This window comes from Paenibacillus algorifonticola, assembly GCF_000971975.1.
Lineage (GTDB): Bacteria > Bacillota > Bacilli > Paenibacillales > Paenibacillaceae > Pristimantibacillus > Pristimantibacillus algorifonticola.
Genome location: NZ_LAQO01000018.1, coordinates 178,134 through 189,982 on the forward strand (window position 1 = coordinate 178,134; position 11,849 = coordinate 189,982).

Below are 11,849 nucleotides of genomic sequence, written 5' to 3' on the forward strand. Positions count from 1 at the left end.
ACACATTGAACATCCTGATTGAGTAATTGGGGTGATCTGTATGGAAGCGGCTTTTGTTTTTTAATGCTGGGTTACATATAGACAAATCTAATTAATTAACAAAGGAGGAAAAGCACAATGTCGCGCTTTGAGCAGCAATATCATGAATGGATGCAGGACAATCTTGATAAAGAAAAGAATCCTCGAAGGCTTGAACTCCTTCAAAAAGGACTCGGTCATGGAACGAAAGCGTTCCTTAGGTCCGTGTGGTTTCCCGCTGTCGGACATTTTAATCACTTGCTTCCTGAGTGGGAGGTACGTGATTTCAGTAATAGCTACCGTTATCTGGATCTTGCTTATATGCCTGGCGGTGCAAAAGGCGGAATAGAAATTCAAGGGTATGGTCCTCATGCTAGAGATCTTGATGTAAGGCGCTTTAAGGATTTATGTCGACGCCATTGCTTGTTGTCACTGGATGGGTGGACGTTTCCCCCATCGCCTATCCTTCTATCGTCGATGAGCCAAAACAGTGTCAGCAGCTCATTCTAGCTTTTATCGGAAAATTTATTGCATCCGACGTACCTTCCACATTATCCTGGCTTGAAGCCGAAACGGTTCGGTTTGCTCGCCGCCTTTTGCGTCCAATATCCCCTTTGGAACTAACCAGCCATCTAAGGGTAAGTGACCGACAGGCCAGACATATATTGCATGAACTAGTTGAGCTTCAAATAATGGACATAGCGAGCGGTCAACTGCGCGCCCGTACCTATAAACTTCGATTTTAATCACAAAATAATCAGGAAGCGGTATCATCCTAACTTTGGCGGACTGAGAATCCGTTATTTGCTATAATCAATGGTTTATTAAGGTGCTTGCGGACTCAGGAGCCGTTAATAGACGCAAAATACCTGGATTGACTTGATTATTCAGGCAATAACGGATTTCCTGTCCGCATGCGCGCTCAAATCGACAAAATCGCTGAAATAGCGGATCTACAGTCCTCAAACACAATTCAGAGTGACCCATTTTATTGAAAGCGGAATGTTAAACGAAACAAAAAACTCTACCTGCCCCTTGAGTATATTACGCAGCTGCGCATCGCCGAAGCGAAAAAACTGCTTTTGGAAACCAAACTATCCAATCAGGAAATTTCCCGAAAAGTAGGCAATGGGTTTACTGCTGTCTATTCTATGGGTGCACTTCACAAGCGAACTTATTCTTCAACTTCTACATCATTAACATGATGAAGATGATTCACCTTGCTAAACAAGGTAAAATAACAGCATATAAAAAGCGTCAGTACAGCAAGTATCTCTACTTGTACCGACGCTTTTTCACTCCAATGCTGCCTCAACACGCTGCACCATCGGTTCAAGCTAAACAATCCCACAGCCTGCGCGCCCGCTCGGCATACAGCAGCGATTCACGCCAGCGGTCGCTTAGCTCAGCCGTTGTACCTTCACCTGTGTGGCGGGTCATCGCATAAGGCGGCGGCCCCAGCTCGCAGACGAACGGAAAGCTGTCCCCTGGCTGCGAACGCAGGAGCCACTGCTCCATCCCCTTGCGCCACCAGCGTTCAAAATGCGGCAGCATCGCCTTCGCCTCTTCATGCTCCCAGCCAATCTGAATTTGCTCCCCATTCGAGACACGAGCATGAATGCTGCTCGTATGAACGAGCAGCTGCTGGAGCAGCTCCTCGGCTTCAGGATGAATGCTCCGCATTTCGCCAGCCAGCACATAATGAGAAAAATCGATCGTCAGATCTAGCTGCCCCAGATTTCGTACATAGCGGGCAGTCCGAATTAAATCCTGCGTAATCGTTCCTCGGTGCGTCTCGACATAGACCGGTATGCCCGCTTGACGGGACAGCTCCTTAATCGCGCCAAGCAAGCTTTCGACATCTATTCCCGTTACGAATGGCGTCATAACCTGTGCGTTGATGAAGGGGATGCCGCCAAAGCGCACCGCATTTTCCAAAAAAGCTTCCATATCCGCTACGCTTGCAGGATACGCGTTGACACTCAGCTCCAGCTGATGCTGCGCCAGCAGCTCCTTCCACTGCGCTTCATGCTCCGGCTTTGGAATAAAGCCATTAATACCTTCAAACCCGGCGCCCGCGATCCGCTTTATTTTATCTGCTGCCTTATCCAAAGCGAAATCCGGCACCTGCTCCATGCCCCACCAGGACATATGAACGCTGAGCTTTCGGTCAATGCGGGTAATTGGCTTCGTATTCAATGCCGCACGGCCCCCCGTCTGGATTGTTCTCACGATCTATCATGCTGCCATCCGCACGAAACAGCGGGCGGTAAAAATGGCTAATATGCGTCGCAGATTCATTGGCATAATGGCATATAAAGGCGCGCCGGAACCGATCCTTCGTTTTGTTGCGGTAAGAGCCATGAATGAGATTGCCGTTAAAAAATAACGTATCTCCCCGCTCCATCCGCGCCGGAACCGGCTTATTATCCTTTGGCGGCTTGACGTAATGCTTCGTAAACGACTCCGTCACATCCGCCTCCTCCGGACAGGACAGCTCGTAATCATGCGTTTTCGGTACGACCAGCATCCCGCCATTTTCCTCATCGGCCGCATCAATGGCTGTCCATGCTGCAATGCAATTGCCCGGCTCGACCTTCAAATAAAAATTATCCTGATGCAGCGCCTGCCCCCGCGAGCCTGGCGGTTTATAGTAGAACATGCTTTGCGCGGCAATCGGCTCCTCTTCGTATAAATCTCTCAGCACATCGAGCACGGGCTGGTGCAGCATATATTTTTTTGCCGTCTCATTGAAGCGATGGGGATGCATCACCCGAGGATAACGCTTCAGCGGATCGGTCGTCTCCTCGCTCAGATCAGGCTCAAAATACCCGGGAACGGTCTGCTTGCTAATCCCTTCAAAGGTTGAATCGATTTCGGCAAGCTCCTGCTCGCTGAATAAATTTTTGACGATTAAATACCCGTCACGTCGGTATTGCTCCAGCTGTTCAGCCGTTAATGTCAGGGCACCAGATGTCATAAGGCCTCGCTCCTTTTTCACATAGCGGCACTTTGGAGTGCCTGATTTTTAATGTTTAATTTATGCTGCTTGATAAATCAAGTATAGTGCGAGAGCCCTTTATGAAGGAATGAACAATCATACTGAAAACTACATCGATTCTGCTATTTTAAAAATAACGGCGTATACGAATTTATGCTTTCACTGCTTCATTCACGCTCAAACAGCTGGTTTTCAGAGCAATAGCCAAGACAGCAACAAAAAGGTAAACTAAATGTATTCTGCAAGGCTGTTTTGGGAAGGATGGAGACGCCATGAAACGAAACGATTGGGACAGACGCCAGGGCAAGGCCGCTGCTGAGCAGTCCGTTATTTTTGCAGGCCATTTTACGGAAAACGATCATTACCATACGGTACGGCCAAACGGCAGAAGCGACTGGCTGATGTTTTATACACTGCAGGGAGAAGGCTTTGCTCTGACCGACGATTCGCGCAAGCGCTGCTTGCCAGGAGAGCTTACGCTCATTCGGCCAGGCTGCATGCATGAGTATGGCACAGCAGCGGGACAAACGTGGCAGTTTGTGTGGGTTCATTTTCCCGATGTGATGGCTGAAACCGGGCTGCTCCCCGCCTCCGATCTGATTTCGTATCCGATTCGCCAGCCCTCAGCGGGCAAACGGATTTATCGGGCTTTTCGGCGTATATTGACCGACTCGTTGGCAAGCAGCCTGTATAGTGAATCGTTATGTGAAAACTCGCTGCGCGAAATTTTGCTGCTGCTTGCCCAGCAGATTAACAGCAAGGCGGATGCCCGCATTGAAGAAGCGATGCATTTGCTCGCCGTTCACATGACTCAGCCGCTTTCTATTGGGGAGCTCGCCCATACGATTGGGCTTTCTCCGTCCAGATTGTCCCATCTATTCAAGGCTTCAACTGGGTATTCCATCATCGATATGCATAACCGGATGCGCGTTCGCCAAGCTGCCCTGCTGCTGGAGCATACGAAACGGAGCGCTTCTGAAATCGCTTTTGACGTGGGCTACCAAAACTACAATCATTTTGCTGTGCAATTTAGCAAGGTTTATGGCACTTCCCCCCGCGCTTACCGCAACTGGAAACAAACGCCTGATGGTTTGGCACAACAATAAGTGGAAACAAAACTCGCAGAGATGGTAAAATAGGAACTGGGAAGGAGGTCAATTATGACCACGGAAAACGAAGTAAGCGAAGAGGAACAGCAAAGCGAGAACCCACAAGAGCAAGAAGCGAAACAAATTATTTTGGCGGTATATGCTCGCACGCTCCAAATGCTTCAAGCCGAGTTCGAAACTTATCAGGTTGAGGGACAGATTATTAACAATCCCAATTATGGACCTTTGTTTGCCTACCGCTTGAAAGAGGCGGATGCCGATAAGGAGTATGCTTGCGGCTTTTTTATTAATGAACTGCTTGAAAAGCATAAGGATGCTGAGAGGGCAAGCCAATGGCTCGCTTCCTTCTATATCGATATGATTGACAGCGGTATCAGCAAGCCGCTTCAGACACCTCCCGGGTCCGAAGATGACACCAAGAAGCTGTTTGATGAGTATATCGTACCTCATTGCGCGAAGTCGGTTCGGGAAGAATTTAGTCCTGAGCAGGTTTATGTGGATTTGGACATGCATGAGCAAATTGGCCCGGTTCTCGAAGCGGGATTCCCTGCGATTAAGGACGGCAACAATGTATGTGCGATGCCTTTCCACTACTTGCTCACGCTGCATTTAATGAATCGCGATCCAGCAGATCCGCTCGTTCATGGCCTGTACAAAATCCGTGAAGAGCATGGTTTGGAATAACAATTGACAATCGGCTCTGCCGACAATTATACTGTACATAAAAACAGTACAGTTCATCGTTCTCTTTTGGCAGCTTCATGCCGAATGGTGAACGCATTTGATCTGCAAAGAGGAGTGTCTCACTTGTCTAGTTCCGAAAGTTCATTCAGCACGGTTATCCGCGAGCGCCGTTCGGTTCGCAAATATGATCCAACTTTTAAAATGACGCAGGAAGAAATTCACGATATTATCGCTGATGCGGTTCTTGCGCCGTCCGGAAGCAATCTGCAGCCTTGGCGTTTTCTCGTCATTACCGATCAGGAAACGAAGCAAAAGCTGCTTCCCGTTGCTTTTAACCAAGAGCAGGTTGTGACTTCTTCTGCTGTCATTGCCGTTATGGCCGATTTGGAGTTTTATAAACAAGCCGAGCGCATCTATGAAAAATCGATTGAAGCCGGCTATATGACCCGCGAAGCAGCAGATAAGCTCAGAACGAATATGACGGGCTTCTACGCGAGTGCTCCTGCTGAACGCCTGCTCTCCTCTGTACTCGTTGACGGCGGACTTGTGTCGATGCAGCTGATGCTGGCTGCGCGTGCCAAAGGCTTCGATACTGTACCAATGGCTGGTTACGACGTAGCGAAATTCCGCGAGCTGATGAATGTGCCTGAAAACTATACGAATGTCATGCTGATTGCCCTTGGCAAAGCTTCAGAAGCCGGTCATCCGACTACCCGTCTGGATGTTAATGACGTTACGTATTGGAATCAATTCTAAACCAACCAACATAAGACCGTTTTCCACTGGAGCTGCCTAGCGACGCCTCTTTTGGAAAATGGTTTTTTTTCAAATTAAACGATTTCCTAATCCGAAAGGGGTTACTTGAATATGGAGTATACGAAACTTGGACGAACAGGCCTGGAAATATCCCGGCTTGCGCTTGGCTGTATGACCTATGGGGCTCCTGATCGTGGAACGCATCCTTGGTCGTTAGGTGAGGAAGAGAGCAGAACGTATATTAAGCAAGCACTTGAGCTGGGCTTTAATTTTTTTGATACGGCAAACGTTTATTCGGATGGGACAAGCGAGGAAATCGTCGGACGGGCGTTAAAAGATTTCGCTAACCGCGACGACGTCGTAATCGCAACCAAGGTACACGGTCGGATGCGCTCCGGCGCTAATGGCGCAGGCCTCTCCCGCAAAGCGATTATGGCGGAGGTCGATCACAGCCTGCAGCGGCTCGGCACCGACTACATCGATTTGTATCAAATCCATCGCTTTGACAATGGTACGCCGATTGAAGAAACGATGGAAGCGCTCCACGATGTTGTAAAGGCCGGAAAAGCCCGTTATATCGGCGCGTCCTCCATGTATGTCTGGCAGTTTATGAAAATGCAGCAAGCTGCGGAACAGAACGGCTGGACCCGCTTCGTCTCGATGCAAAACTATGTAAACCTGCTTTACCGCGAAGAGGAACGGGAAATGCTTCCCCTTTGCAAAGCGGACGGCATCGGTGTCATTCCTTGGAGCCCGCTTGCCCGCGGCCGCCTGACCCGTGATTGGGATCAAGAGAGCGAACGCTCAAAGACAGATGAATTCGGCAAAACCTTGTATGTCCAAACTGCGGAGGCCGATCGAAAAATCGCCCTTAAAGTAGCCGAAATCGCCGAGAAACGCGAAATTCCTAGAGCGCAGGTCGCGCTTGCCTGGGTGCTGCAAAAAGATTCGATTACCGCTCCAATCGTCGGTGCAACGAAGCCCCATCATTTGACGGATGCAGAAGCCGCCTTGGAGATTAAATTAACAGCCGAGAAATCGCCGCTTTGGAGGAGCCTTACGTTCCCCATCCCGTTATGGGCGGTCTAAGCTAACGACTGCTTGGTTATTAGCTGCTTCATATACACCCTATAGCCAAAGCATCTTCTATGCAAAATAACCCAGCAAACGCCGCCTAATGCGGGCAGTATGGCACTCCATGACGCCATATTGCTCCGCAAAAGCGGCGTTTCTGAGCTAAGGGGATAACGGCAAGGCAATTACAAACAAGCAGCTTTCATAGATGCTGGGCTTCAACGATCAGCATTATTTTAACAAAGTGTTCAAAGGACATGTCGGCTGCAATACAACTGAATACCGCAAGCGTTTTGTCAGCTTATACTCTTCTGCTCGGGGGTCGGCAATTGGGATGACGATTACTCTGCAAAAGATACGGGCCACGCTTGCGTCGCGATTTCTTCATAACGTATCCACCCTAAAATATAGAAGCCGCTTGCATTAAGCCAGTGCCTCCTTGACGAATTCGGACAACAACTTTTGTTCTTTGTTAGATAAATTCTGAATCATAGTCACGAACTCCGATACCAGCTCCGTAATCTCTTTGCCCAGCTCCTCTTGAACGGTTTGAATGACCGTCCCCAGAACCGTTCCAACAAATACGAGCAGCCCGGAATGGTCATTCGGCGTTTTATTGACAAGCAGATGAATGACACTCTCTGTCTTGCCTCCAAGCTTCTTTAAATATGCTAGCAGCAGCCCAATGATGTAGCCGCAAAATTCAATATGGGTCGCTTTGCTAGGAATTCCATCCAATATCTTTCTAAGCAGCTCATTGATGTTCATATGGTTCTTGCCGCTGAGTAATTGCTTAATCGCACTTGCAGTTGCCTCCCAGTCTCCGGGATTGACTAAGTCAGAACGCTCTTGACGAAAAAGCTCCGCCGCTTTGACTGTTGGCGCAAACACAACCTGTGACCTTCCTGTTTCTTTATCATTAACCTCATAGCTGCGCGATACAAAACCCATCTTCTCAATTTCCTTCAGCATGTCATAGGCTGTCCACTTGCTTACGCCTAAAGCTTTTGCTAACGTCTCATAATGTATGGGTAATGAAGTGCGTTGATACAATTCCATGAGCTGGTCTAGAAATTGTAATCGGCGTTTCGTAAGCCCCATAAATCCACCCCTATTTTCAGCCAGCAGCTGTTTGCATCATGTCTGTCTACCTTTGGCTGGTTTGCGGCTTCGTTTTTTGGTTTTTTTGCGATTTAATGTTAATATCCCCTCGTAGTTCCGTCAACAATCGTTCCAAGGCAACAGCCTGCTGTTCTTTGGACCATCCTGTTGTCAGAAGCGCCCAGAACGGATAATCGCATAGATCAGCCAAATAAACATAGCCAAGGTAACACCAAAGCCAATTTCTATAATAGGCAGTCCCCAAAACAGCGTTTGGGAGTGGTTTAAGGCTGCACCGACAATTAAACCAACCATCACTAAACTAAGCGCAAGCAAGACAATACTGAAAGACAGCTGATTACTGATACGATCCATTTTTTTCATGAGCGTGTCGAGCTGAGGTGATTCCACTTCCATCCGCAGCTTTCCCTTCCGTACGACGAGAGAAAGCTGCTTCAAAGTGACCGGAATGTCGCTAATCATTTTGAAATAATCTGGTGCTTCTTCCAGCAGCCCTCTCCATATTTCCCTTGGGTCCAATTGCTCTACAAATAGTTTTTTTCCGAATGGCTCAGCAATATCAAAAATTTTAATTTCCGGATCGAGCGCAACTGCCACCCCTTCCATCGTAAGCAAGGATTTGCCGAGCAGCGTTAATTCCGATGGAATCCGAATATGATGCCGGTTGGCAACCATAAACAAATCTCCAATAGCTGTTCCTAGGCTAATCTGATTGAGCGGCACCTGATAATACTTTTCCCTCATTTCATCCACATCGGCATATAATTTGCTCTGATCCACCTCATCTGGAATGACTCCCATATACGAAATGGCTCGAATGACGCCTTTGGAGCTTTGATTGCGCAGGGCGATTACAAGCGAAGCAAAATGCTTTTTCGTACCGGGAGATAACCGCCCTACCATTCCAAAATCAATTAGCGCCAGTCGACCGTCGGGAAGCGCCATGACATTGCCAGGATGCGGATCCCCATGGAAGAAGCCGTCAACTAGAATCTGATGAAAAATCGCCGTTGCCAACCGCTCCGCAAGCCGTTTATTGTTTAATCCCATTCGTTTGAGCTGCTGCCGATCCGAAAGCTTCACTCCGTTTACATAGTCTGTCGTCATTACACGCTTCGTACAATATTCCCAATGTACCGATGGTACAAAAATGTAAGGCAGCTTCTTACTATAGGCAATAAATTTCTCTGCACTATGCGCCTCCATTGTATAGTCCATTTCCTGACGGAGCGCTTTGCTCAATTCCTCGACAATCTCAATTAGACGATAGTGCTGGGCAAATTCAAAAGCCCCTTCGCCCAATTTAGCCACATCCGCTAATATATTTAAATCCGTTTCAACCAGCTTTTGAATGCCCGGACGTTGAACTTTAACGACAACCTCTGATCCATCCCGCAGCGTAGCGCGATGAACTTGGCCAATGGAGGCCGCCGCAATCGGTGTAATGGAAAAGTCCAGAAACAAATTTTTAATCGTATCTCCAAGCTCCGCTTCAATAATTTGGGCTACTTCCTCATATGGGAATGCAGGCACATGGTCCTGCAAACGTTCCAATTCAACCAAAATATTTGCCGGAATTAAATCTGGCCGCGTGCTTGCAATTTGTCCCAGCTTAACAAAGGTTGGACCTAATTCCTCCAGCAATGTCCGAATACGTTCACCAACACTTTTAGTATGAATCTCTTCCTGCTCCGGTTTGCGTATAAACCTCAATCTATCCCTGGCTCCGATACCATCTGATACATATCCCAGCCCGTTTCGTGCTATCGCAGTAACAATTGTCCGATAGCGCTGTAACTGCCTAATCCGTTTTCCATGCTGCAATCGTAGTAACCCCCTGTCAATCCCCGCTTTGCTCTTTCTGCTCAAGTGCATCCAGCCGTTTTTCAATACGCTCGATATCCTCGCGGGTAGCTATTTTCCCTTTACTTAAAATAGCTCTTACTCGTTCCTGCGCCATGGCTTCAATCTGCTCACGCAGCTCTTCCCCTTTTTGAACAAGTGTATTGGTTAAGGTTTTCGAATCTTCTTTACTAACCTGCCCTTTCTGCACCAATTCATCAATCGTTTTTTCCACCTGCTCCTTGCCCGTAACAGCAATCCCCATTGCCAGTGACATAGCTTTGATAATTGTATCTTTCATCTTCAAACAGCTCCTTTGCTTTTATAGGTTTTAAAATACACAAAAAACCAAAAAACTATACAAAAAAATAGTAAACTGCTTCACAGGTCCAATTGTTTTGGTCACCTTCTGTGAAAAATATTACCAAACGTGTTTTTTGGTTTTTTGTGTCTACAGATTACCATTAAAATAATAAATCGTCAAACTAATTCCAAAACGAAAAACGCTGATTACATTTATGCGTAATCAGCGTTTAAACAATTTTCTTATATGCCGGCGAGAGGACTCGAACCTCCACGGTTTCCCTCACGATTTTGAGTCGCGCGCGTCTGCCATTCCGCCACGCCGGCGTTTTAAAGAATAATGGCGTGCCCTAAGAGATTCGAACTCCTGGCCTTTTGATTCGTAGTCAAACGCTCTATCCAGCTGAGCTAAGGGCACACACTATGAAGTTGTGGAGGCGCCACCCAGACTCGAACTGGGGGTAGAGCTTTTGCAGAGCTCTGCCTTACCACTTGGCTATGGCGCCATAAAGATGGAGCGGACGACGAGATTCGAACTCGCGACCCTCGCCTTGGCAAGGCGATGCTCTACCACTGAGCCACGTCCGCAAAAGAATGGCTGGGGATTCAGGGATCGAACCTGAGAATGACGGAGTCAAAGTCCGTTGCCTTACCGCTTGGCTAATCCCCAACAATTAAGTTTTTTTAGTTTGAACAATAATGGGGCGGACGAGGGGAATTGAACCCCCGAATGTCGGATCCACAAACCGATGCGTTAACCACTTCGCCACGACCGCCATATTATATTGTTCAGTTTTGATTGGCAGGGGCAGCAGGAATTGAACCCACACCAACGGTTTTGGAGACCGTTGTTCTACCCTTAAACTATGCCCCTAAGGTAAACTGGTGGAGGATGATGGATTCGAACCACCGAACCCGAAGGAACAGATTTACAGTCTGCCGCGTTTAGCCACTTCGCTAATCCTCCATGAATGGTGCCGTCGAGAGGACTTGAACCCCCAACCTACTGATTACAAGTCAGTTGCTCTACCAATTGAGCTACAACGGCATGTTACAATCTTGTGTTTACCAATCATCTTAATGGTGGCTCGGGACGGAATCGAACCGCCGACACGAGGATTTTCAGTCCTCTGCTCTACCGACTGAGCTACCGAGCCAGATGTTTTAAATGGCGGAGCTGACGAGATTCGAACTCGCGGTCTCCTGCGTGACAGGCAGGCATGTTAGGCCTCTACACCACAGCTCCACATCATATTCTCGGAACATTCCGAAGGTAAAGTTTGGTTGCGGGGGCAGGATTTGAACCTGCGGCCTTCGGGTTATGAGCCCGACGAGCTACCGGGCTGCTCCACCCCGCGTCATCGTAAAAGCAATATGGTGGAGGCTGAGGGGATCGAACCCCCGACCCTCTGCTTGTAAGGCAGATGCTCTCCCAGCTGAGCTAAGCCTCCATGTTGTTTAAGCGACCTTTATATCTTACCACTTTTCAAAGCGTTTTGCAAGTGCTTTTTAAAAGTTTTTTTTGGTGACCCGTAGGGGACTCGAACCCCTGTTACCTCCGTGAAAGGGAGGTGTCTTAACCACTTGACCAACGGGCCATCTTGAAATTTTACCAGCATACTTTAAGTAAGTATGGCAGAGAGGAAGGGATTCGAACCCTCGAGACCCGGTTAGAGCCTACACGATTTCCAATCGTGCTCCTTCGACCACTCGGACACCTCTCTATAATGGCTCCCCGAACAGGACTCGAACCTGTGACAACTCGATTAACAGTCGAGTGCTCTACCAACTGAGCTATCAGGGAATATGAATCATTTCATACAAGGTATTGCTACCTTGAAAACTGGATGCGAAAGACAAAGTCTGAAACCTTAGCGTGTTGTTAGGATAAGCCCTCGACCGATTAGTATTCGTCAGCTGCACGCATTGCTGCGCTTCCA

At 48.0% G+C, this 11,849-nt stretch carries 8 protein-coding genes, 16 tRNA genes and 2 pseudogenes; 5 read left to right on the forward strand and 21 right to left on the reverse strand.

What is annotated here, in order from left to right:
* The first annotated feature begins 117 nt into the window (after nt 1-117).
* Nucleotides 118-764: pseudogene (locus WH37_RS22730) on the forward strand (transcriptional regulator).
* Nucleotides 765-1,350: 586 nt separating this feature from the next.
* Here the strand turns inward: WH37_RS22730 and WH37_RS22735 are convergent.
* Nucleotides 1,351-2,217, reverse strand: coding sequence for a sugar phosphate isomerase/epimerase family protein (locus WH37_RS22735; RefSeq protein ID WP_231594330.1), 867 nt, complete (start codon nt 2,215-2,217; stop codon nt 1,351-1,353).
* Nucleotides 2,189-2,998, reverse strand: coding sequence for a phytanoyl-CoA dioxygenase family protein (locus tag WH37_RS22740; protein WP_046232923.1), 810 nt, complete (start codon nt 2,996-2,998; stop codon nt 2,189-2,191). The genes WH37_RS22735 and WH37_RS22740 overlap by 29 nt, the downstream gene beginning before the upstream one ends.
* Before the next feature lie 293 nt (nt 2,999-3,291).
* On the opposite strand from WH37_RS22740, the gene WH37_RS22745 reads away from it, so the two are divergent.
* From WH37_RS22745 to WH37_RS22760, 4 genes and pseudogenes are all read left to right on the forward strand, one after another.
* Nucleotides 3,292-4,125, forward strand: coding sequence for a helix-turn-helix domain-containing protein (locus tag WH37_RS22745; RefSeq protein ID WP_046232924.1), 834 nt, complete (start codon nt 3,292-3,294; stop codon nt 4,123-4,125).
* A gap of 54 nt (nt 4,126-4,179) precedes the next feature.
* Entirely contained in the window at nt 4,180-4,812 is a 633-nt protein-coding gene (locus WH37_RS22750) for a hypothetical protein (protein WP_046232925.1), read from the forward strand.
* An 84-nt stretch (nt 4,813-4,896) separates the two neighbouring features.
* Nucleotides 4,897-5,568 (forward strand): nitroreductase family protein, encoded by a 672-nt coding sequence (locus WH37_RS22755; RefSeq protein WP_046232926.1) that lies wholly within the window; start codon nt 4,897-4,899, stop codon nt 5,566-5,568.
* 111 nt (nt 5,569-5,679) lie between these two features.
* A pseudogene (locus WH37_RS22760) lies at nt 5,680-6,662 on the forward strand (aldo/keto reductase).
* A gap of 403 nt (nt 6,663-7,065) precedes the next feature.
* On the opposite strand, the gene WH37_RS22770 reads toward WH37_RS22760, so the two are convergent.
* The 19 genes from WH37_RS22770 to WH37_RS22860 all read right to left on the reverse strand — a co-directional run bounded on the left by WH37_RS22770 (nt 7,066) and on the right by WH37_RS22860 (nt 11,713).
* Entirely contained in the window at nt 7,066-7,743 is a 678-nt protein-coding gene (locus WH37_RS22770) for a MarR family transcriptional regulator (RefSeq protein WP_046232928.1), read from the reverse strand.
* Nucleotides 7,744-7,914: 171 nt separating this feature from the next.
* Complete coding sequence (locus WH37_RS22775) at nt 7,915-9,588, reverse strand: ABC1 kinase family protein (RefSeq protein ID WP_231594332.1); 1,674 nt, start codon at nt 9,586-9,588, stop codon at nt 7,915-7,917.
* A 16-nt stretch (nt 9,589-9,604) separates the two neighbouring features.
* Nucleotides 9,605-9,907, reverse strand: coding sequence for a phasin family protein (locus tag WH37_RS22780; RefSeq protein WP_046232930.1), 303 nt, complete (start codon nt 9,905-9,907; stop codon nt 9,605-9,607).
* 250 nt (nt 9,908-10,157) lie between these two features.
* Nucleotides 10,158-10,236 (reverse strand) — tRNA-Leu (locus WH37_RS22785).
* 14 nt (nt 10,237-10,250) lie between these two features.
* A tRNA-Arg gene (locus WH37_RS22790) sits at nt 10,251-10,327 on the reverse strand.
* Nucleotides 10,328-10,341: 14 nt separating this feature from the next.
* Nucleotides 10,342-10,415, reverse strand: a tRNA-Cys gene (locus WH37_RS22795).
* 7 nt (nt 10,416-10,422) lie between these two features.
* Nucleotides 10,423-10,497: transfer RNA gene (locus tag WH37_RS22800), tRNA-Gly, on the reverse strand.
* 7 nt (nt 10,498-10,504) lie between these two features.
* Nucleotides 10,505-10,579: transfer RNA gene (locus WH37_RS22805), tRNA-Gln, on the reverse strand.
* 30 nt (nt 10,580-10,609) lie between these two features.
* Nucleotides 10,610-10,685 (reverse strand) — tRNA-His (locus WH37_RS22810).
* Between the two features lie 24 nt (nt 10,686-10,709).
* Nucleotides 10,710-10,783, reverse strand: a tRNA-Trp gene (locus tag WH37_RS22815).
* 9 nt (nt 10,784-10,792) lie between these two features.
* Nucleotides 10,793-10,876: transfer RNA gene (locus WH37_RS22820), tRNA-Tyr, on the reverse strand.
* A 5-nt stretch (nt 10,877-10,881) separates the two neighbouring features.
* Nucleotides 10,882-10,957: transfer RNA gene (locus WH37_RS22825), tRNA-Thr, on the reverse strand.
* Between the two features lie 33 nt (nt 10,958-10,990).
* Nucleotides 10,991-11,066 (reverse strand) — tRNA-Phe (locus WH37_RS22830).
* A 12-nt stretch (nt 11,067-11,078) separates the two neighbouring features.
* Nucleotides 11,079-11,155 (reverse strand) — tRNA-Asp (locus tag WH37_RS22835).
* Nucleotides 11,156-11,190: 35 nt separating this feature from the next.
* A tRNA-Met gene (locus tag WH37_RS22840) sits at nt 11,191-11,267 on the reverse strand.
* A gap of 17 nt (nt 11,268-11,284) precedes the next feature.
* Nucleotides 11,285-11,360 (reverse strand) — tRNA-Val (locus tag WH37_RS22845).
* Between the two features lie 72 nt (nt 11,361-11,432).
* A tRNA-Glu gene (locus tag WH37_RS22850) sits at nt 11,433-11,507 on the reverse strand.
* 35 nt (nt 11,508-11,542) lie between these two features.
* Nucleotides 11,543-11,633: transfer RNA gene (locus WH37_RS22855), tRNA-Ser, on the reverse strand.
* A 4-nt stretch (nt 11,634-11,637) separates the two neighbouring features.
* A tRNA-Asn gene (locus tag WH37_RS22860) sits at nt 11,638-11,713 on the reverse strand.
* Nucleotides 11,714-11,849 lie beyond the last annotated feature (136 nt).